General features: G+C 65.7%; 22 protein-coding genes. 4 read left to right on the forward strand and 18 right to left on the reverse strand.

The genetic code is table 11. The features are described from left to right. Positions 1 to 3: 3 nt before the first annotated feature. From flgH to flgB, 7 genes are read right to left on the reverse strand one after another with little or no spacing between them, the layout of a single operon-like run. The gene (gene flgH / locus ACNFH5_RS01745) at positions 4 to 666 is read right to left on the reverse strand and encodes a flagellar basal body L-ring protein FlgH (protein ID WP_045213279.1); all 663 of its coding nucleotides are present in this window, start codon (positions 664 to 666) and stop codon (positions 4 to 6) included. 2 nt (positions 667 to 668) lie between these two features. Beyond that, complete coding sequence (gene flgG / locus ACNFH5_RS01750) at positions 669 to 1454, reverse strand: flagellar basal-body rod protein FlgG (protein ID WP_413348415.1); 786 nt, start codon at positions 1452 to 1454, stop codon at positions 669 to 671. 27 nt (positions 1455 to 1481) lie between these two features. Further along, complete coding sequence (locus ACNFH5_RS01755; RefSeq protein ID WP_138213237.1) at positions 1482 to 2210, reverse strand: flagellar basal body rod protein FlgF; 729 nt, start codon at positions 2208 to 2210, stop codon at positions 1482 to 1484. Positions 2211 to 2219: 9 nt separating this feature from the next. Then, complete coding sequence (gene flgE, locus ACNFH5_RS01760) at positions 2220 to 3407, reverse strand: flagellar hook protein FlgE (RefSeq protein WP_416743758.1); 1188 nt, start codon at positions 3405 to 3407, stop codon at positions 2220 to 2222. Positions 3408 to 3442: 35 nt separating this feature from the next. Next, positions 3443 to 4114 (reverse strand): flagellar hook capping FlgD N-terminal domain-containing protein, encoded by a 672-nt coding sequence (locus ACNFH5_RS01765; RefSeq protein WP_416743760.1) that lies wholly within the window; start codon positions 4112 to 4114, stop codon positions 3443 to 3445. Then, positions 4114 to 4542, reverse strand: a complete 429-nt coding sequence (flgC, locus tag ACNFH5_RS01770; RefSeq protein WP_416743762.1) for a flagellar basal body rod protein FlgC — start codon at positions 4540 to 4542, stop codon at positions 4114 to 4116. Before flgC ends, ACNFH5_RS01765 begins: the two co-directional genes overlap by 1 nt. Positions 4543 to 4546: 4 nt before the next feature. Next, positions 4547 to 4912: a flagellar basal body rod protein FlgB gene (gene flgB / locus ACNFH5_RS01775; RefSeq protein ID WP_416743764.1), complete on the reverse strand. Its 366-nt coding sequence runs from the start codon at positions 4910 to 4912 to the stop codon at positions 4547 to 4549. Positions 4913 to 4998: 86 nt separating this feature from the next. On the opposite strand from flgB, the gene flgA reads away from it, so the two are divergent. Continuing rightward, positions 4999 to 5796, forward strand: coding sequence for a flagellar basal body P-ring formation chaperone FlgA (flgA, locus tag ACNFH5_RS01780; protein ID WP_416743766.1), 798 nt, complete (start codon positions 4999 to 5001; stop codon positions 5794 to 5796). A gap of 124 nt (positions 5797 to 5920) precedes the next feature. On the opposite strand, the gene ACNFH5_RS01785 is transcribed toward flgA, so the two are convergent. The 7 genes from ACNFH5_RS01785 to ACNFH5_RS01815 form a co-directional block, all read right to left on the reverse strand. Then, on the reverse strand, positions 5921 to 6967 hold the full coding sequence (locus tag ACNFH5_RS01785) for an ATP-grasp domain-containing protein (protein ID WP_416743768.1): 1047 nt from the start codon (positions 6965 to 6967) through the stop codon (positions 5921 to 5923). Between the two features lie 203 nt (positions 6968 to 7170). Beyond that, positions 7171 to 8100, reverse strand: a complete 930-nt coding sequence (locus tag ACNFH5_RS01790) for a phosphatidate cytidylyltransferase (protein ID WP_416743770.1) — start codon at positions 8098 to 8100, stop codon at positions 7171 to 7173. Position 8101: 1 nt separating this feature from the next. Beyond that, the gene (locus ACNFH5_RS01795; protein WP_416743772.1) at positions 8102 to 8731 is read right to left on the reverse strand and encodes a lysophospholipid acyltransferase family protein; all 630 of its coding nucleotides are present in this window, start codon (positions 8729 to 8731) and stop codon (positions 8102 to 8104) included. Positions 8732 to 8745: 14 nt separating this feature from the next. Next, positions 8746 to 9192, reverse strand: coding sequence for a hypothetical protein (locus tag ACNFH5_RS01800; protein WP_416743774.1), 447 nt, complete (start codon positions 9190 to 9192; stop codon positions 8746 to 8748). Further along, a complete protein-coding gene (locus ACNFH5_RS01805) occupies positions 9182 to 10522 on the reverse strand; it encodes a phosphatase PAP2/dual specificity phosphatase family protein (RefSeq protein WP_416744374.1) in 1341 nt (446 codons plus the stop codon). Before ACNFH5_RS01805 ends, ACNFH5_RS01800 begins: the two co-directional genes overlap by 11 nt. An 8-nt stretch (positions 10523 to 10530) precedes the next feature. After that, complete coding sequence (locus ACNFH5_RS01810) at positions 10531 to 12285, reverse strand: bifunctional alpha/beta hydrolase/class I SAM-dependent methyltransferase (RefSeq protein WP_416743776.1); 1755 nt, start codon at positions 12283 to 12285, stop codon at positions 10531 to 10533. A gap of 63 nt (positions 12286 to 12348) precedes the next feature. Then, entirely contained in the window at positions 12349 to 12969 is a 621-nt protein-coding gene (locus ACNFH5_RS01815; protein WP_416743778.1) for a CDP-alcohol phosphatidyltransferase family protein, read from the reverse strand. Positions 12970 to 13266: 297 nt separating this feature from the next. Between ACNFH5_RS01815 and lafA the strand changes: the two genes are divergently transcribed. The 3 genes from lafA (at position 13267) to ACNFH5_RS01830 (ending at position 15758) form a co-directional block, all read left to right on the forward strand. Next, positions 13267 to 14148 (forward strand): lateral flagellin LafA, encoded by an 882-nt coding sequence (gene lafA / locus ACNFH5_RS01820; protein ID WP_416743780.1) that lies wholly within the window; start codon positions 13267 to 13269, stop codon positions 14146 to 14148. A gap of 291 nt (positions 14149 to 14439) precedes the next feature. After that, a complete protein-coding gene (locus ACNFH5_RS01825) occupies positions 14440 to 15282 on the forward strand; it encodes a winged helix-turn-helix domain-containing protein (RefSeq protein WP_416743782.1) in 843 nt (280 codons plus the stop codon). Beyond that, positions 15270 to 15758 (forward strand): hypothetical protein, encoded by a 489-nt coding sequence (locus ACNFH5_RS01830; protein ID WP_416743784.1) that lies wholly within the window; start codon positions 15270 to 15272, stop codon positions 15756 to 15758. Before ACNFH5_RS01825 ends, ACNFH5_RS01830 begins: the two co-directional genes overlap by 13 nt. Before the next feature lie 5 nt (positions 15759 to 15763). Here ACNFH5_RS01830 and ACNFH5_RS01835 read toward each other — a convergent pair whose 3' ends face one another. From ACNFH5_RS01835 to ACNFH5_RS01850, 4 genes are read right to left on the reverse strand one after another with little or no spacing between them, the layout of a single operon-like run. Then, a complete protein-coding gene (locus ACNFH5_RS01835; protein WP_416743786.1) occupies positions 15764 to 16810 on the reverse strand; it encodes an OmpA family protein in 1047 nt (348 codons plus the stop codon). Then, positions 16807 to 17679, reverse strand: coding sequence for a flagellar motor stator protein MotA (motA, locus tag ACNFH5_RS01840; protein ID WP_416743788.1), 873 nt, complete (start codon positions 17677 to 17679; stop codon positions 16807 to 16809). The genes ACNFH5_RS01835 and motA overlap by 4 nt, the downstream gene beginning before the upstream one ends. Positions 17680 to 17692: 13 nt before the next feature. Further along, positions 17693 to 18433: a FliA/WhiG family RNA polymerase sigma factor gene (locus ACNFH5_RS01845; protein ID WP_416743789.1), complete on the reverse strand. Its 741-nt coding sequence runs from the start codon at positions 18431 to 18433 to the stop codon at positions 17693 to 17695. Positions 18434 to 18439: 6 nt separating this feature from the next. Beyond that, entirely contained in the window at positions 18440 to 18928 is a 489-nt protein-coding gene (locus ACNFH5_RS01850) for a flagellar basal body-associated FliL family protein (protein ID WP_416743791.1), read from the reverse strand. Positions 18929 to 18942 lie beyond the last annotated feature (14 nt).

Consider the following 18942-nt stretch of genomic DNA (forward strand, 5'->3'; position numbering starts at 1 on the left):
TGCTTACATCGGGAACAGCGGATGGGTGAAGAAGCGCGTCAGCCAGCCGGCCGAATTGCTGTCGTTGAGCACGCCGCGCCCGGCGTAGGAAATCTTCGCGTTGGCGACGTTCTGCGAGGACACCTGGTTGGAACGGTTGATGTCGTCGATACGCACCAGCCCGGTAAGGCGGATGAACTCGTCGCCCTGGTTCAGGCGCAGGGATTTCTCGCCCTTCACCAGCAGCACGCCGCCGGGCAGCACCTTGTGCACGGTCACGGCGATGGAGCCAGTCAGGGTGTTCTGCTGCGAGCTTTTTGCCGAGCCGTCGAAGTCACGGTTGGCCGTGGCGGAGGTTTCCAGGCCGCCGTATTCCTTGGTCAGGATGGTCGGCACCGGCACGTCCAGGCTGGATTTCTTGCCGAAGCTGGTGCCGGCGCTCTTGCTCGACTGGGTGGATTCGCTGAGCACCACGGTGACGATGTCGCCGACGCCGATGGCGCGCTTGTCGCGCAGCAGCGAACCGCCGTAGCCGGAACGGAACAGGCCGCCACTGGTGGTCGGCGGCTGGCTGTAGTCCAGCTCCGGGGGCTGGTAGGTCGAGGAGTCCTCGTCCGGCAGCATCTCCTCGAAGCTCTGGCAGCCGGCGAGCAGCGCCAGGGCGAGCAGCAGGGCAAGGCGCGTCATCGTCAGACCGTCTGGTTGAGGAACTGCTGCATGCCCGACGCGGCGTCGAGCACCTTGGCGTTGGCTTCGTAGGCGCGCTGGATGGCGATCATGTTCACCATCGCTTCCACCACTTGTACGTTGGAGCCTTCCAGTACGCCCTGCTTCAAGGTGCCGAGGCCTTCCTCGCCCGGCGTGCCTTCCTGCGGCTCGCCACTGGCGGCGGTTTCCTTGTAGAGGTTGCCGCCGAGGGCTTCCAGACCCGCCGGGTTGGTGAAGCTGACCAGGGTGATCTGGCCCAGCTCGGTGGGCAGGGTCTCGCCCGGCAGCACGGCGGTGACGATGCCGTCACTGCCTACGGTGAAGCGGCTGGCGCCGGCCGGCACTTCGATGTTCGGCGTCAGCGGCAGACCCTGGGCGTTGACCACGATGCCTTCGTTGTTCAGTTGCAGCTGGCCGTTCTCGGTGTAGTAGGTGTCGCCATTGGGCGCCTCGACCTGGAAGAAGCCGCTGCCGACGATGGCCAGGTCCATCGGTTGCCCGGTGGTCTGCATGCTGCCTTCGGTGAATACCTTCTGGGTGCCGACGACGCGCACGCCGCTGCCCAACTGGATGCCCGAAGGCACGGTGTTGACCTGGTCAGCCTGGGCGCCGGGTTGCAGTTGCACCTGGTAGAACAGGTCCTCGAAGACCGCACGGTCGCTCTTGAAGCCGACGGTGTTGACGTTGGCCAGGTTGTTGGCCACGGTGGACATCGCGGTGTCCTGGGCTGCCAGGCCGGTCTTGCTGACCCAAAGTGCCGAACTCATGTTGTGCTCCTGTCTGCGCGCCGCGCGTTAGCCGCCGCGGATCATGCGGTCGCCGGCCTCGGCGAGATCCGAGGCGGCCTTCATCATCTTCACCTGGGTTTCGAACCGCCGGTTCAGGCTCATGGTCCCCACCAGCTGGTCGATGGCCGAGACGTTGCTCTGCTCCAGGTGCCCGGAGACCAGGCGCACATCCTCGCTGGCGGCGACGTTCTGGCCGTCCTTGCTCACCAGCAGGCCCTGGGCGTTCTTCACCAGCGACGCAGCCGGGGCGTCGACCAATTTGAGGCGATCGACGTCGGTCATCATGAAATCGCCGCGCGGCATGACCGAGATGGTGCCGTCGCTGCCGATGGCGATGGCGTCGTATTCGGGCAGGGTGATCGGGCCGCCTTCGCCGAGCACGGCGCGGCCGTTGATCATCAGCTGGCGGTCGGCGTCGATCTCCAGGTTGCCCTGGCGCGTGTACGCCTCGCCGTTGCCACTCTGCACGGCGAGCAGCCCGGCGCCCTGGATGGCAACGTCGAGGTCGCGCCCGGTGGCCATCAGGGTGCCGGCGCTCATGTCCACGCCGCTGCTTTCGATGCGCGCGAGGTGGCGACTGTCGTAGCCGGCGCCGCTCACGTCCACGGCCGTGGCGTGTTCCAGGTCGGCGCGAAAGCCGGGGGTGTTGACGTTGGCGAGGTTGTTCGCGCGCACGTCCAGCGCCGCCATGCTGCGGCTGGCGGCGGTCATTGCGGTGTAGCCGAGGCGATCCATGACGAGTCCTTAGATGGCCGAGAACAGGACCTGGGTGAGTTCCTTGTCGGTGGTCATCACCTTGGTGTTCGCCTGGTAGTTGCGCTGGCCTTCCATGAGGCCCACCAGTTGCTGGGTGATGTCGACGTTGGAACCTTCCAGGTTGCCGGCCGAGAGCGAGCCGAACTGGCCGATGCCGGGCACGCCGATCAGCGGGGCGCCGGACGCGGAGGTCTCGGTCCAGGCGGTGCCGCTCTGGTTCTGCAGACCGCCGGTGTTGACGAAGTTCGCCAGCGCGACCTGGCCCTGCAGCATGCGCTGCCCGTTGCTGTAGTTGACGTAGACCTTGCCGTCGTTCTCCACCGCGATACCGGTCTGCTCGCCGGCGGCGTAACCGGTGGTGCGGTTGGTGGTGACGACGAAGTCCGAGCCGTACTGGCTGGTGCCGGTGTAGTCCAGGGCGATGTTCATCGGATCGACGCCCGGCAGGGTGAAGCTCACCGGCACGGAAGCGATCGGCGAGGACAGCGAGCCGTCCGGGGCGAAGGTCAGCGACTGGGCGGCGCCGACGGCGTTGCCGTCCACTGCGTAGTGCGCGTCCCAGGTGTTGGTGCCGGTCAGCACGAAGTACTGGGTCAGGGTATGTTCCTTGCCCTGGGAGTCGTAGATCTTGCTGGTGTAGGTGGAGTTGTAGGTCTCCACCTTCTGCGGATCGAACGGCGCGACGGCCGGCACCTTCTCGTTGGAATCGAGGTTGGCGACGAACTCCAGCTTGTCGGTGGCCTTGGCCGGCAGGTTGGCGGTCTTCACCTGCAGGTCGGAGACAGTGCCCACCAGCAGGTTGCCGGCAGCATCGGTCGGATAGCCCTGCAGGCGCTGGCCGGTGGCGTTGATCAGGAAGTTGGCGTTGTCCTGGCTGAACACGCCGGCGCGGGTGTACTGGGTGTCACCGTTGCCGCTCTTGACCACGAAGAAGCCGCCGCCGGAGATGGCCAGGTCCAGTGCACGGTTGGTCGACACCAGCGAACCGCCCTGGCTGATGCTCTGGGTGGTGCCGGTGACTTCCACACCCATGCCCTTGGTGTCGGCGTAAACGCTGCCGAACTCAGTGCGCGAGGACTTGAAACCGACGGTGCCGGAGTTGGCGATGTTGTTGCTGATGGTGTCCAGCTGCTGGGTGACGGCATTCAGGCCGGTCAGGGCGATGTTGAAGCTCATGGCGTTAGCTCATCCTAAGTGGGGGGAACAGGCGCTCAGGCAGCCTGGCCCTGACTGAATTCGACGATTTTGTAGAACGGCACCGAGCCTGCGCCCTCGACTTCCAGCACCGGGCCGTCGGCGCTGACACGGACGCTGTGCACCAGGCCGGAGACCTCGACGCCCGGCGTTTCGCCGCTCTCGGTCTTCACCGCGAGGCTGTACTTGCCGGGCTTCAGGCCCAGCGCTTGGGGGTCCACGGTGAAAGGCACGGCGCCGGCTTCCTGCGGGCCAAGGGTGATGTCGGTGCGCACGCCGTTGGCATCGGTGAGCTGCAGCACGGTGGTGGCCGAGGCGTGTTCCAGGGTGATCTGCCCGCTGACCTTGTCGCCGTCCAGCTGCAGGCTGTCGGCGCTGACCTTCACTTCCTGGCCGACCAGACCGGCAGCGGTAAGGGTCTGCAGGTTGTCCATCAGCACCAGGTTGTTCTGCTGCAGGGTGGTCATGTTCTGCATGCTCTTCACCTGCGCCATGGCCGAGTACTGATTGATGAACTCGGTACTGTCCACCGGCTTGGTCGGGTCCTGGTACTGCACCTGGGCGACCAGCAGGGTGATGAAGCTGTTCTCCATGTCGGTCAGCTCGCCGAGATTCACCGCCTGCTTGGGCGTGCCGGACGACGTGCCGTTGGTGCTGGTACCGCTGGTGTCGTTGTTGACCGTGCTCATCAGGCATCTCCCAGTTTCAGCAGGCTGGACTGCATGCTCTTCACGCGGTTGAGCACTTCCACACCGGTCTCGAAGCTACGAGTGGCGGACATCATGTCGGTCATTTCCTCGATCTCGTTGACGTCGGGGTAGTAGACGTAGCCGGTGGCGTCGGCCAGCGGACTGCCCGGTTCGTAGCGGCGTTGCGGCGAACGGCCCGAGGTCACCACGTCGAGTACCTGCACGTGGGCGCCGCCCATGCCGGCGCCGCGGGTGAGCTGGTCGTTCTCGTAGACGGCGGCGAACATCGGCTTGCGCGCCTGGTATACATCTTCAGGCTTGGCGGAAGCCGAGTCGGCGTTGGCCAGGTTGCTGGCCACGGTATTCAGGCGCACGGTCTGCGCGTTCATCGACGAGCCGGCGATGCGGTAGATGGAGTCGAATGCCATGGCGTCAGCGTCCTTCGATGGCCTGCTTGAGGCCGCGGAATTTCATGGTCAGGAAGGTCAGGCTGGTCTGGAAATCCATCGCGTTGCGCGAGAACTCCGCCTGTTCGGTGGCCAGCTCGACGCTGTTGCCGTCCTGGGATGGCTGGTTGGGAATGCGGTATTTCAGCTCCATCGATCGCGGGCCGGCGCTGGCCAGCAGGGCCGAAGGATTGTCCTGGCGCTGCATCTCGGCGGCGAAGTCGATGTCCCGCGCCTTGAAGCCGGGGGTGTCTTCGTTGGCCAGGTTGGAGGCCAGGATTTCGCTGCGCTGCATGTGCAGCGAGAGGGCTCTCTCGTGGATACCCAGGGTCTCGTCAAACCGTATACTCATTCGCGCAACCCGCTCTCGTCGTTCGGCCATCTTTCGGCGTGCGCAGCGACAGAGCACAAAGCATGCCCACCCCGGAAATTCGCTTCATGCCATTGATTTTCAAGGCTTTAATCGCAGCCTCCAAGAGCGCTCGCAACGCGGCTTTTCCGCTTTCGACGCGCTGCACGGCGGGATGCGGAAAGGCCCTTTCCGCCTGTTTCCTCCTGCTGCTGCCCGCCCTCGCCGATGCGCAGGACGCGCGCGGGCAACTCGACGCCCTGGCCAGGCAGCAGGTCGCCGCCGAGCTGAAAAGCGCTGCGCAGAAAGCTGGCTGGAAAGGCATGACCTTCACGGTGAACAACAACCTGCCCAACAGCCTGGGCAAGCTCGCTGCCTGCCCCGGCGGGCCGCAGTTGCGCGCGCTCGAAGCCCCCGCCTCGATCACCGCGCGACGGCGCTTCGAAGCCTCCTGCGCAGGACAATCCGGCTGGCCGGTGAGCTTCATCAGCCAACCCACCGTGTACCTGCCAACGGTGGTCGCCAGCGGCGAGATCGCGCGTGGCCAGACGCTGGACGCGGCGCAGCTCAAGCTCGCACCGGTGGAGATCGGCAAGAGCTCGCGGAGTTACTTCACCGATATCGCCGAGGTGGCCGGCAAGACGGCCCGCCGCCGTATCCGCGCCGACCAGCCACTGACGCCGGCGCTGCTCGATGGCGCCATGCTGGTGCGTCGCGGCCAGCAGGTGAAGATCGTCGCCAGCCAGGACGGTATCCAGGCCAGCGCCGTCGGCGAGGCAATGGCCAACGGCAAGCAGGACGAAGTGATCCGCGTTAAGAACCTGCGCAGCCAGAAGATCATCGAAGCGAAGGTGAGCGCGTCAGGCGAGGTGAGCAGCCTCTTCTGATGCCGCCCGCTCCAGCAGGTCGATCCTGACTTCCTGGGGTGCGCAGGAGCGGACTCCGTCCGCGATCGGCTGCGCGGCGGACAGCGAACCCACAGGTGGCGCGCGTCCGCTCCCGCAGGGCCCTTCAACGCTGAAACGGCGACAGGACATCGCGGACAGAGTCCGCTCCTACGCGTGCCGGTTGCCCCGTGCAGGTGGTCACCTCCACCAGCCGCCGCGCGTGAATGCTCGGGGCCGGTAGCACCGGTTCATCCAGCCGCGCCTCGCGGAAACAGCGCAGATGGTTGGAGACCATGTCGTAGCCGGACAGGTGGCTGAAGGCGATCCCGCCGGAGAAGCGCGGATTGACGTCCATCAGCAGCGCCTCGCCGTCCTGCACCAGGAACTCCATGTTGATACAGCCGTTCACGCCCAGCACGCGGGCGACCTGACCGGCCATCTCGACCAGTTGCGGATCGGCCAGCATGCGCACGGTCAGGCCCGCGCCAGTAGGCGTGCGCACCAGCTCCTGGCGCGCCATGGCCGCCCAGTCCCCGCTGCTCTGCTGGCGCACCACATCCACCACGCAGACCTCACCCGGCAGCAAGGGCTGAACGATGTAGTCGCGGTCCGAGAAACGCTTGCGCACGTAGTGCAGGAAGTCCCCATCGCGCACCTGCATCAGGCCTTCGCAATTGCGCCCGTCACGCGGCTTGGCGATCAGCGGCAGGTCCAGCCCCGACACGGGCAGGTCCTCCAGGCGCCAGGTGGGTATCGTGCGGATCAGAGGATCATTGCGGAAGGCCTGGTGCACCAGCCACTTGTCGCGGGCGACGCGAATGGTCTCCAGCGGCTGCATGCACAGCGTGATGCCGCGCTCGGCGAACGCTTCGTGGTGCAGTGCAAAGGCATCGACCTCCGGGTCGATCAGCGGCAACACATGGGTCACCTGCTCGGCCTCGCAGATCCTGAGGATGCACTCCACATACTCGCTGACATTTCTCGCCGGAGGAACCCGATGGAAGGTATCCAGCAAGGCCGAGGTCGTGCACCAGTCGCGGGGTTGGGTATTGGTCCCCACCACTCGCGCGCACCAGTGTTCGCGCAATGATGAGATCACCGATTCGGCGGAGTAAGAGCCGATGGCGGTGACCAGGCAGGTAAAGGGGAAAGCGCCGGCCGAGACGCTCAAGACGCGGCCTCGCCGGTGACTCGCGCAAAGAGAGTGTTCATTGCTTCATGGCCCCGCACAGATTCGACTACCTACACCCAAAACGCCCTGTTGCCATGCGACAGTTCGTCAGTGAATTTCCATCGATGAGCAAGGCAAGCGTAGCCGTGAACCGGCGCTCCGGATTGGTTACCCCGGAGCGCCCGGCGGATTTCCGACGGAAGTCAGGTCCACCAGTAACGGACGAAGTGGAAGAACACCGGCGCGGCGAAGCACACCGAATCCAGGCGATCGAGCATGCCGCCGTGGCCTTCGATCATGTGCCCCCAGTCCTTCACGCCACGGTCGCGCTTGATCGCCGACATCACCAGCCCACCGAAGAAGCCGAGGATGTTGATCATCAGGGCGATCAGCAGTGCCTGCCAGAAGGTGAAGGGCGTGATCCACCACAGCGCGCCGCCGATCAGCGTGGCCAGCGTCACGCCGCCGACGAAGCCTTCCAGGGTCTTGGACGGCGACAGGTTCGGCGCAATCTTGCGTTTGCCCATGAGCTTGCCGCAGACGTACTGCAGCACGTCGGACAGCTGCACGACGATCACCAGGAAGGCGATCAGCAGCAGGTTGCGCCCTTCATACCCCTCGATGTTCAGCGTCAGCAGCGCCGGCACGTAGGAGATGCAGAACACCGCCAGCATCAGCGCCCACTGCACCTTCGAGGCACGCTCGAGGAAGTGCTTGGAGTCGCCACCCAGCGAGGCGAGGATCGGCAGCAGGAGGAACACGTACACCGGAATGAAGATGGAGAACAGCCCGTACCAGCCAATGCCGATCAGCAGGTACTGCATCGGCAGCACGAAGTAGAACGCCGCGACCAGCGCCGGATAGTCGCTGCGGCGCGTCGGCATCAGGGTGAGGAATTCGCGCAGGGCGTAGAACGAGACCCCGTAGAACAGCAGGATCACCGCCCAGTAGCCCAGGGCGAAGGCACAACCGATCACCGCAACCATCACCCACCAGGCGTTGATCCGCGCGTTGAGATTGTCGATCACCGCGTGCGGTCCCGCCGGCGCGCGCCAGCGCAGCACTGCGCCGACCAGCGAGGCGAGGACGAGGATGGCGCCGATGCCACCGAAGAGCAGCCAGGTCTGGTTCATCTCAACGACCCTCCGCCGTGGCGAGCTTCAGTAGCGCCTCGCGGGCGCGCTCCAGGAAGGCCTCCTTGGCTTCGCCCTCCTCCACCGCCAGCGGTGCGCCGAAGCTCAGGGTGCACAGCAGCGGCAGCGGCAACGCGCGCCCCTTGGGCATCACACGGTTGAGGTTGTCCAGCCACACCGGCACCAGTTCCACCTGGGGATGGGCTTTGGACAGGTGATAGATGCCGCTCTTGAACGGCAGCAGGCGCACTTCCTCGTCGAGATTGCGGGTACCTTCGGGGAACAGGATCAGCGAATCGCCGTCGGCCAGGGCGCGCTCCACGGGCTCCAGCGGATTGCCGCCCTCGGCACCGCGCGTGCGGTCGATCAGCACGCCATGGAACACACGATTGATGATGAAGCCACGCAGGCCACCTTTGCCCCAATAGTCCATGCCGGCCACCGGCCGCGTGCGCGAGCGCAGCTCCGGCGGCAGCGAGGCCCAGAGCAGGACGAAATCGCCATGGCTGCTGTGGTTGGCGTAGTAGATGCGCTGCGCCGGGATCGGCGTGGTGCCGATCCACAGGCTGCGCAGGCCGGTCACCGCACGGGCGCCGGCGATGATGGCGTAGGCGAAGAGTCGTTCCAGCATTGCAGGTGGATTCCTCAGGATTGGAAAGTCAGGGTAATCAGGCACAGCAGCGCGACCAGCCACTGCACTGCGCAGAGCAGCACCTGCCGGCGCAGCAAGGCCAGCGCGCCACGGCTGCGTTCGCTCCAGGCGCGGCCGGACAGCTCTGCCGGCACACCGACATAGGTGGCCAGCGCCTCGTCCAGCTGCCGGGTTTTCTCCGGCAGCGCTTCTCCGGCGTTGGCCATGGCTTCGAACAGGTCGGCGTCCAGCGCCACGCGCATGGCGTAGAACTTCTGCACCAGGCCAAGCAGCACCAGCAGCGCCATGCTCAGGCTGAACGCCAGGGTGGCGCTGGCCATCAGCGCACCATAGAAACCCAGCGCCAGGGCCAGCACCGTCAGTGCGGAAGACAGGCCGTTGAGGCTACTGCCGCGGCGCAGCAGGCTGGCGACCAGAATCAGTCCCGGATCAGTTGGCATGGCTCATCTCCTTTGACAGTTGCGGCTGTCCGGCGAGTTGCGCCAGCACCGCCAGTTGCTCGCCCTTGAGCACGATCTGCGGCCGCGCACGGCGAATCAGTGCCACCGCGTCCTCCACGCTGGCCGCATGGCCGAAAACCAGCAGCCAGGCCGCTACCAGCGTGGCGCTGCGTGAGTAGCCCAACGCACAGCACACCAGCAGTGGACCCTCGGTGCGCATCTGCTCGATCAGTTGCGCACCTTGCCGACATTGCTCGACTCCGGGCGCAACCAGGTCGAGCAGCGGCAGGCACTGGTAGCGGCGGGTCAGCGCAGTACAGGGCAACTCCGCGCAAAGGTCGAGGATCGCCAGGCTCGGGGAGTGCTGGGGCCGGTACCAGTCCGGCAGGCGTCCGAGCCAAAGCCCGGGCAGCACCTCGTCTGGCTGCGGGTGGTGACGCGTCCACCAGCGCGCATTGAGCCAGGCGCCCAGCCAGTAGGGGGCCAGCAGCCAGGAGACCGCCGTGGAGTGGCGGCCGTCCAGACGCTTCTGGAAACCCACCGGGCCGATGGCCAGGTAGCAGAGCGCGACCAGTGCCAGGGACACAGCCGGCCAGCACAGCCAGAGCCACAGGCCGCCACCGGCCAGCGCAACCGTCAGGCACAGCAGCGATCCTGCTGCGTAAAAACCGGCGAGCCGGCGGCGCTGCGGATCGCTGCTGAGCTTCCGCGCCTGCAATGGCGAGGCGACTTCCCGCGGCCACAGCCATACGCAAAGGAAGCCGAGCAACGCACCGGTCGGCACGTCGATGAAATGGTGCTGCCAGGTGGTCAGCACGGAAAGGCCGATCAACGCGAACCAGCCGTGCAGCAGCCAGCGCCACGCGCCACTGGCATAGCGACCGTAGGCGACCCAGAGGATCACCAGCAGGGCGATATGCAGCGAGGGCGCCTGGTTGAAGGGTTTGTCGAAGCCCATCAGCAGGTCGAACAGCCAGCCGAACGAGCCACCCAGCATCGGTCGCTCGAAGCTGAAGCGAAGCGGAAACAGCAGGAAGCAGCTCACCGCCACGACCTGCGCAGTGAGCAGGCGTAGCGCATGGCAATCCAGGCCCCGGCGGGTGCGCGGAAGCAGGAAGGACAGCCCGTAGAGCAGGTCGATGGACCAGTACGGAATGATCGTCCAGGGCCACAGGGGCATGCCGCGCTCCCAGTCGAACACCAGCACGCCGACCGACTCGCGCTGCCCTGCCACCCAGTTGGCGAATCCGTAGCTCAGGAAAAAGAACGGCCCGAGGCACAACAGCCAGATCACCGCACGGAGAAATACCCCGGGGTCACGCGGCGGCATCGATGCCATCAGCGTCGCTCCCGGCGGGCCAGGGAAACGGTGAAGATGCCGTCCTCGTCGATGCGCTGGGCCAGCTTGCGGAAGCCCGCCGCTTCGACCAGTTGGTCCATTTCCAGCTGCGTGCGGCGACGCATGACCCAGGCCTGCCCGGCGCGGTGGCTGGTGAGGGCGCGGGCGATCAGTTCGAGCTGCGGGTGCCAGGGCTGGCCGGTATAGATCAGGTAGCCACCTTCCTCGACTGCTTCGCCGAGCCCCGCCAGCGAGCCGCCGACCATGGCGTTGTCGGCGAACAGTTCGTAGAGGCCGGACACCACCGCCAGGGTCGGTTTCGGTGCTACGGCGGCGAGGTCCGCGCCATCGAAGGCATCACCCTGGACGAAACGCGCACGCGCCTTCAGGCCGAGGCGCTCGATCAGCGCCGATCCTTCGCGCACGTTCAATTCGCTGTAATCACGCAGCAGCACGCTTTCCGGCAGCGCCTCGACGCCCTGCAACGCTTCGAGGATGTAGCGCCCGTGGCCGGCGGCGATGTCGAGGATGCGCACCTCGCGCCCCTGCTCGCGCAGGCTGGCCATGGCCAGGCGCAACAGTTCCTCGATGTTGACCTTGCGCTGGCGGATGCCGCGCCAGCCGGCGGACTCCAGGTAGGTACGGTCGATCATCCGGCCCACCGGCCCCGCACCGGCGGGCTGGTTGCGGTAGACGTAGTCCAGGGTGCTGCCGGAGTCGAAGCCGGTCTGGAAGCCCAGGTTGATGCCGTCCGACAGCAGCCGGCCGAGGCGCATGTTGGCGCGGGTGGCACGCCAGTAGAGATCGCGGATCGAGAAGTTGGGCAGTGGCGTCGCCAGTGCTTCCGCCTCGGCGCAGGTGTAGCCGAAGCGGTCGGCGTCACGCAGGTCCGGTCGCTCCGCCTCGCGGGCGAAGCATTCGAGGATGAAGCGCCGCGCGCGGGTCACGGCCTGCTCGCGATTCAGCTCGCCGAGGGTGTCATGGAAGAAACCGGGGAGTACGTGCAGCTCCTTGCGCGCGGTGCCGAGGCTGTCGAAGAAGCGCTGCTGCGGCTTGCGGTGCACCACGAAGTCCGAACCGGAGATCAGCAGCTGCGTCGGCACCTGGATCGCCTGGGCGTCCGCCACCACGCGGTCGGCCGCCTCATACAGGCCCAGCAGCACGTTCACCGAGATGGCCTTGGCGATCAGCGGGTCGCTGTCGTAGGAGGCGATGCGCTCGGGGTCATGGGTGAGGAATTTCGCCTTCACGTAGCTGTTGACGAAGAAGTTGCCGCGCCACCAGCGCGCCAGCTTCAGGCCCGGCCGGGCGAAAGGCACGTAGAGCTTGACCTTGAACGCCGGCGAGGCGAGCACCAGGCTGCGGATCGGCGGCGCGTAGTCGTGCACCCAGGTGGAGGCGACCACGGCGCCGACGCTCTGCGCCACCACCGCCATGTCGCTGACGGCGATGCCGTAGGTGGCGGCGATGTGCTCGACGAAGGTCTGCACGTCGCGCACGCTGGTGCCAAAGCTCGGGCTGTCGCCACGCGCTCCCGGGGACTGGCCGTGGCCACGGGCGTCCCAGGCGAACACGTCGAAGCCGGGCAGGTCGAGTTCGTCGGCCAGGTGGCCGATACGCCCGGAATGCTCATGGCCACGGTGGAACAGCAGCACCGCGCGGCGCGGCGCGTCACCGGCGGCAGCCGGCCAGTGGCGGTAGAACAGCTCGACGCCGTCATGGGTAACGAAGTGATGATTCGAAGACTCGCGCATAACTTCCTCTGTTCGATGGCTTGCGGGACTGTCCGGTCCCTGTCCTGACATGGCGGCCCTTGCTCAACCGCCCTGTTGTTGCTTCTGCTCGGCCAGCCCCTGGCGCACCCGGTTGACGATAGTCAGCACCAGCAGCAGTGCCAGCAGCACCAGCAGCGGGTTCAGCCAGACCAGCGGCAGCTGCCCGGCCGCCACGGCCACGCCGAAAACGCCAAAGCACAGTGCCCGATCGCTCTTGCCCATTGGCCCGTCGTAGCGCCGGGAGGCACCGACCATCACCCCGAGCACGCCGGCGTATTCGCTGATCACCGCGAGCACCACCACCAGCACCACCAGCGCCGGGCTCACACCCGGCAGCAGGGCGAACGGCAGGTACAGCGCGCTGTCGGCGATCACGTCGGTCAGTTCGTTGAGGTAGGCGCCGAGCTTCGACTGCTGACCGAACTCGCGGGCGAGCATGCCGTCCATGGCGTTGAGCGCCATGCGCAGGAACATCCACAGGGGGATCAACAGGAATATCCAGGCGTGGCTGGCGAGCAGTGCGACGGCGAGCGCGACCAGCAGCGAAAGGCCGCAGGCGGCCAGGGTCACCTGGTTGGCGGTAACGCCACGCGCGTGGAGACGGGTGACCTGGGGACGGAGCAGGTTCTGGAAACGCGACTTGAGCTGGTAGACGGAAATCATGAAGGTCCTTCTCAGGGGTTCGGAACGAGCGGTTCATACGAACGATCCACAACCATGTGGACCTGGGGAGCTTAGCCGCACCCCGGCATCAGGGCTGTCAGATATGTCTCAACAACATAGATGACCGATCCTGCGCATCAGGGCACATGGCTTAGGGGAAGAAGGTCGACGAGGCGATCGCCGGAATCCCCGCGCCAAATTTTTTTCATCCGCCCTTAATCCTGCTCCGCGAGCTGTCGCCTTACCCCTTCAGCAGGCACAACGCCGGCTTCATTCAGCTCATACAGGAAGTCCACCATGGCCTTGTCGATTCAAACCAACTACTCCTCGCTGATCACCCAGACCAACCTGGGCAAGACCAACAACCTGCTGGCCACCAACCAGCAGCGCCTGGGCACCGGCCTGCGCATCAACTCCGCCGCCGACGACGCCGCCGGCCTGCAGATCGCCACCCGCCTGAACGCCCAGTCCCGTGGCATGGACGTGGCGATGCGCAACACCAGCGACGCCATTTCCCTGATGCAGACCGCTGACGGCTCCTTCAGCGAGCTGACCGACATCACCCAGCGCATGAAGGACCTGGCCACCCAGGCCGCCAACGGCACCAACTCCACCGACGACGGCAAGGCGCTGTCCGCCGAGTTCAACGAGCTGGGCAAGGAGCTGACCAACATCATCGCCAACACCAAGTTCGCCGGTGACAACCTGTTCAGCGTTTCCGGCACCGCCGGCAAGTTCGGCGCCACTGGCGGCGTGACCTTCCAGATCGGTTCGGACAAGGCCGAAACCCTGAAAGTCGATGTCACCACTCAACTGGGCGCCGTGACCACCGCCCTGGGCGCGCTGACCACCCAGTTCGCCGCGACCCCGGCCGCCGGTACCGAGCTGGAAACCATCGCTGGCGCCAACGGTTCCATCGATAAAGCCAACGATGCCCTGGACGCCATCGGCGCCCTGCGCGCGCAGTTCGGTGCGAACATCAACCGCCTGCAGCACACCTCCAACAACCTGGCCAACATGAAGGACAACACCGACCTGTCCAAGGGCCGCATCATGGACGCCGACTTCGCCGTCGAGAGCGCCAACATGAGCAAGAACTCCATGCTGATGCAGTCCGGCATCTCCATGCTCAAGCAAGCTGGCCAGATGCCCAGCATGATCATGGGCCTGCTGGGCTAATGCCCGGCCTGCGCGAGGCGCCCCCCGCCTCGCGCCCCCTGATCCGCGAGCGCCCCGCCCCGGCGGGGCGTTTTGCTGTCTGCGGGTACGCTGACAAGTGGCATTGCGACCCTGGGTCGCGGTGTGGCCCCTCTGCGGCAGTGGTTTCGAGGCTTGTATGAAAAACGCAAGCACGAGTGTGCAAAATTCAGAACTTGCACCCACATTTTTCTGACGTCAAAATAATGCCTCCGCCTCCATGGACAAATGGAGTTTCCCGCGACCGTCAAGGGAGCGGCTCGCAAGGGCACGATGAACACACTCACTTCCACGCTACCGGACAGTCGGCCGATCACGTGCCTGACCCTCCGGACCGGGCGTTCCGATTGCGTCGCGCAGTTCTATCCCGCGCTCTACCAACTCGACCTCGACCGTGATGGCCAGGTAGAGCGTATCGACCTGGGTTTTTCCGGCAGCCGGGTTCTCGAGCGCTTGCTGCAGAGCCCGGGGGACGTGGTCGCACGCGATGAACTGCTGACGCATGCGTGGTCCGACCGTGTGGTCGGCCAGGGCAGCCTGAACCAGCAGATCTACACCCTGCGCCAGGTGCTGGCGGACGAGAAGCAGCGGCAGATCATCCAGACGCTGCCGCGCCGCGGCTACATGTTCAATCCGCAGTACCTGGTCAGCCAGGCCGGCGAGCCGGATGCGGAAGTGACGGACGCCACCCCGGAAGTGATTCCGCTGGGGGGCGCCAGCAACCCCTCGCCAGCGCCGCGAGCGCCGAATCCACGGCGCCTGAAACTCGCCGCCGCCAGCCTCTGCATCCTCGGCCTGCTGTTCCTCTCCGGCGCCTTCTACTACACCCAGGTGCGCAGTCCGGTCCTCACCGCCGAACAGAACGTCGGCTCCCTGCAGATCACCTATGTCGAAGACAACGAACAGGACCTGCAGCAGCTCATGCGCAACACCCGCCCCCTGGCCCAGCAACTGGCCGACCTGGCCACTCGCCCCATCGGCCTCATGCTGCACATGACCTCGGGCTTCTACGAACTGGTCTGCGTGCAACCCGAAGGCAACTCCAACTGGCTGCTGATCCATGAGAGCCAGGTTGCCCGGATTCCCCAGGAGCAGCTGCGCAAGTGCCTGAACTGAACCTACGCCGCCAGACCGGCGTGGCCCGCCGCTGCCTGTTGATTTCGCTGTTTGGCGTGATCTGCCTGGCCCTGGCGCTGGGCATGCTGTGGAAGCATGCCCACGGCACCTCTCCCATCGACGGACGCTACGCTTCCTCCGGCCAGGTGCTGCTGAGCAACGGCAAGGTGCTGGAGATCGCCCAGACCACCATGTTCCACGAGGGGCGCTTCTACTCGATGATCCAGCAGGACTCGAACATCCTCGAAGTCTCCGGCCAGGTCGGCAGCGACCTCGCCGGGCGCTACCAGCTGCAGGTGGAAGAGAACAGCATCAGCAACCTGCAGGCCGACAGCGGGCTGGACAGCGAGCTGATCTTCAGCCTGCTCTATGGCCGCCAGCGCGGCGCCCGCATCACCCTCGAACCGCTGGGCAGTTGCCTCTATGGCGTGGAGACGCGCCAGGTGTTCTGCCCGCGCCATCTGCGCAACCGCTGAGCACTTCACAGCTTCAACCGGAGCTCCGCGCTCGCCGCGGGAGCTGTTGCCTCGACCGCCGCTGACGCCGGCGCCCCTGCTTTCTGCGGCTGCGGCTGCGGCTGCGGCTGCGGCTCGACGAGCTTTGCGCCGGACGCCGAGTAATGCACCTGGGCATAACTCTCGCCGAAGATTTCCCGGTAGAGGCTCTCCGCGCGCTGGGTCAGCAGGAGTATCTCGATGCGCCGGTTGGCGCCGTTCTCCGGATCATCCGGGCGCAGCGGCATGACGTCGGCCTGCGCCGCCACCTGCAGCACGTGCGCGGCCGGCAGGCCACTGTCGACCATCACGTTGCGCGCGCGCAGGGCTCGGTCGCCGGAAAGGTTCCAGTTGTTGTAGCCATCCGGCCGGCGGTACTGCACCGCGTCGGTGTGGCCACTGAGGATCAGCTTGTTCTGCACCTTGGACAGCACGCCGGACAGCGCGCCGAGCAGGGTCTGGAAGTGCGGGTCGAGGGTGGCCTGGCCGCGGGCGAACATGAAGCGCTGCTGGTCGTCCTTGATCAGGATGCGCAGCCCCTGCGGCACCACGGTCACCTCGATGTTGGCCAGCGCATCGACCTTGCCGGACACCTCGCGGATCAGCTCGGCCAGCTCGCGCAGGTCCTCGTTGCTGTCGTAATGGCGGCCTTCGTCGTCCTGCGGCACGCTGGAGTCTTTCGCCTGCTCGCCGGCCTTGCCCTGCTTGCCGGCGTCCAGCGCGAGCTGCGGCGCGGGCTTCTCCGGCGTCTTGATCGGCTGCGGCATGCCATCCAGCTCGGTGGGCGTACGACTGGCACCATCGAACACGCCGGCGCCGCCATCCACCACCGGGTTGGCGTCCTGGTCGCCCACCGCCACCGGCTGCGGCTCGGTCTGCGGGTGGACGATCCACAGCACCATGAACAGCGCCATCATCGCCAGGGTGAAGTCGGCGAAAGCTACCTTCCAGGCGCCGCCATGTTCATCATCGTGACCCTTCTTGCTGCGCCGCTTGATGATGACTTCGCTGTGCTTGTCGGCACGTTTCTTCATGCTGCGTCCCGCTCTTCCTCATAGCGGGTGACCCAGGTCTCCAGCTGCTTGAAGGCCGGCTTCACGTCCTGTTCGATCAACTTGCGCCCGGCGTCCACCGCCAGCAGCGTAGGCTTGCCGGCGACGTGTGCGACCAGCGTGGTGCGCACGCATTCCAGCGCCGACAGCTCGGTCTTCACGCGCTGTGACATGGCGTTGGACAGTGGGTCCATCAGGCAATAGCAGACGAAGATGCCGAAGAAGGTGCCCACCAGTGCGGCGGCCACGTGGGCGCCGATCTCCGCCACCGAGCCACCGATGTTGCCCATGGTGATGATGATGCCGAGGATCGCCGCGAGAATGCCGAAGCCGGGCATCGCCTCGCCGACCTTGTGCAGTGACTTGGACGGCTGCAGGAGGGCGTGCTCCATGGCGTCCAGCTCCTGCTCGAGGAAGCCTTCGAGTTCGTGGGCGCTGATCTTGCCCATGGCCATCAGGCGGAAGTTGTCGGCGATGAACGCCATCAGGTTCTTCTCCTGGAGGATCAGCGGATAGCGGGCGAACAGTTCACTTTGGTCCGGCTCCTCGATATGCGCATCGAGCACCTTCAGGCCGCCGACATCGACCATCTCCAGCAGCTCGTAGAGCAGCATGAGAAGTTGGCGCTGGAACTCCTCGCCACGACGCTTGAATACGAATACGCCCTTGATCTGCGAGCACATCTCCAGCAGCACTTCGCGCGGGTTGGCAACGACCAGCGAGCCCAGACCGGCGCCGAGGATGATGAGCATCTCCGCCGGCTGCCAGAGTGCGCGCATGTCGCCATGGGCCATGGCGTAGCCGCCGAGCACGGCAGCGATGATGATCAGGGCGCCGATGATTTTCTGCATGGTTATGGGTTCTTCACAGTGTGTCGGGGTCGTTGAGGAAACGGCTGCACTTGCCGATCGCCTGCTTCATCAACTGGCAGATGCGTGCATCGGTCAGCTCCAGCACCAGGGCGATTTCCTTGAGGTTGAGTTCGTGCTGGTAGTACAGGTTGAGGATCAATCGCTCGCGTTCATTAAGGCGCTCCAGCGCCTGGGCCAGCAGACGCTCCTTGAGCACCCGCTCTTCCAGCGCGTCGCCGCTGCCCTGCACGCCGTCGTGGCCGCTTTGCAGCAGTGCGTCGAAGCTCTCGATGGCCTCGGACGACTCGGCGCGCAGGTAATCCTGGTAGCCCGCGTCGTCGAGACCCGTAGCGGCGAGTACTTCCTCGTCACTGGGCATGCGACCAAGCTGGCGAGCCAGCGCGCGAATCGAATCACGCACCTTGTGCGCCTGCTGCCGCACCTGTCGCGGGCGCCAGTCCTGGCGGCGCAGCTCGTCGAGGATGGCGCCACGGATGCGCAGTGCTGCGAAGCGGCCGAACTGCTCGTCCGGCTCGCCGTAGCGGCGCAGGCCCTCAAGCAGACCCATCAGGCCGATCTGCTCCATGTCCTCGCGATCCAGCACCTGGTTGGCCTGCAGCGACAGCTGGCTGACGATGCGTCGCACCAGCGGCAGGTACTGCATCATCCAGCGCTGCTCGGCCGCCGGCGACAGGCGGGCATGGCCACCGTTCTCGCCGGCGTAGTCGTGCGCGGGATCGCGAAGGGCGTGCATGGCGGCTTACTGGACGATCATCTTGCTGAGCATCACGTGCTCGAAGGGCACCACCACCTTGCGCGCGGCGAAGTCGTCGATCACCGCCTTTTCCAGGCGCGCCTGCACCTCGCCGATGGGCATGGCGCGCAGCACTTCGAACTTCTCCGGGGTCAGGTTCGCAACCACCGAGCTGCGCACCATGGGCGCGACGCTTTCCAGCTTCTTGCGCTCCTGCTCGGCCTTGGCCTGCAGCACCAGATCGATCACGAAGTAGTGTTCGCGGTCTTCGCCACGGGAGCTGACGATGATCTTCTCCACCGGCACGAAGAGGTATTCGGCGCTTTCCTGCTCCTCCTCTTCCTTGGCTTCTTCCTTGCCGCCGTCCTTGTCGGCAACCGCAGCCACCGGGGCAAGGCTGGCGGCCTTGATCATCCTGTAATTGACGAACACGCCGCCCAGCACGACGGCGATATTCACGATGAGCATCAGTAGAACGAGACGCGGCGTGGACATGGGGTTTCTCGAAA

The organism is Pseudomonas sp. NY15435, assembly GCF_048068295.1.
In the GTDB taxonomy this organism is placed as follows: domain Bacteria; phylum Pseudomonadota; class Gammaproteobacteria; order Pseudomonadales; family Pseudomonadaceae; genus Pseudomonas.

Excerpts from the sequence above, each read along its gene's own strand:
- flgH (WP_045213279.1), bottom strand. The coding sequence starts at position 666 with ATGACGCGCCTTGCCCTGCTGCTCGCCCTGGCGCTGCTCGCCGGCTGC.
- flgG (WP_413348415.1), bottom strand. The coding sequence starts at position 1,454 with ATGAGTTCGGCACTTTGGGTCAGCAAGACCGGCCTGGCAGCCCAGGAC.
- ACNFH5_RS01755 (WP_138213237.1), bottom strand. The coding sequence starts at position 2,210 with ATGGATCGCCTCGGCTACACCGCAATGACCGCCGCCAGCCGCAGCATG.
- flgE (WP_416743758.1), bottom strand. The coding sequence starts at position 3,407 with ATGAGCTTCAACATCGCCCTGACCGGCCTGAATGCCGTCACCCAGCAG.
- ACNFH5_RS01765 (WP_416743760.1), bottom strand. The coding sequence starts at position 4,114 with ATGAGCACGGTCAACAACGACACCAGCGGTACCAGCACCAACGGCACG.
- flgC (WP_416743762.1), bottom strand. The coding sequence starts at position 4,542 with ATGGCATTCGACTCCATCTACCGCATCGCCGGCTCGTCGATGAACGCG.
- flgB (WP_416743764.1), bottom strand. The coding sequence starts at position 4,912 with ATGAGTATACGGTTTGACGAGACCCTGGGTATCCACGAGAGAGCCCTC.
- flgA (WP_416743766.1), top strand. The coding sequence starts at position 4,999 with ATGCCATTGATTTTCAAGGCTTTAATCGCAGCCTCCAAGAGCGCTCGC.
- ACNFH5_RS01790 (WP_416743770.1), bottom strand. The coding sequence starts at position 8,100 with ATGAACCAGACCTGGCTGCTCTTCGGTGGCATCGGCGCCATCCTCGTC.
- ACNFH5_RS01795 (WP_416743772.1), bottom strand. The coding sequence starts at position 8,731 with ATGCTGGAACGACTCTTCGCCTACGCCATCATCGCCGGCGCCCGTGCG.
- ACNFH5_RS01800 (WP_416743774.1), bottom strand. The coding sequence starts at position 9,192 with ATGCCAACTGATCCGGGACTGATTCTGGTCGCCAGCCTGCTGCGCCGC.
- ACNFH5_RS01805 (WP_416744374.1), bottom strand. The coding sequence starts at position 10,522 with ATGCCGCCGCGTGACCCCGGGGTATTTCTCCGTGCGGTGATCTGGCTG.
- ACNFH5_RS01810 (WP_416743776.1), bottom strand. The coding sequence starts at position 12,285 with ATGCGCGAGTCTTCGAATCATCACTTCGTTACCCATGACGGCGTCGAG.
- ACNFH5_RS01815 (WP_416743778.1), bottom strand. The coding sequence starts at position 12,969 with ATGATTTCCGTCTACCAGCTCAAGTCGCGTTTCCAGAACCTGCTCCGT.
- lafA (WP_416743780.1), top strand. The coding sequence starts at position 13,267 with ATGGCCTTGTCGATTCAAACCAACTACTCCTCGCTGATCACCCAGACC.
- ACNFH5_RS01825 (WP_416743782.1), top strand. The coding sequence starts at position 14,440 with ATGAACACACTCACTTCCACGCTACCGGACAGTCGGCCGATCACGTGC.
- ACNFH5_RS01835 (WP_416743786.1), bottom strand. The coding sequence starts at position 16,810 with ATGAAGAAACGTGCCGACAAGCACAGCGAAGTCATCATCAAGCGGCGC.
- motA (WP_416743788.1), bottom strand. The coding sequence starts at position 17,679 with ATGCAGAAAATCATCGGCGCCCTGATCATCATCGCTGCCGTGCTCGGC.
- ACNFH5_RS01845 (WP_416743789.1), bottom strand. The coding sequence starts at position 18,433 with ATGCACGCCCTTCGCGATCCCGCGCACGACTACGCCGGCGAGAACGGT.
- ACNFH5_RS01850 (WP_416743791.1), bottom strand. The coding sequence starts at position 18,928 with ATGTCCACGCCGCGTCTCGTTCTACTGATGCTCATCGTGAATATCGCC.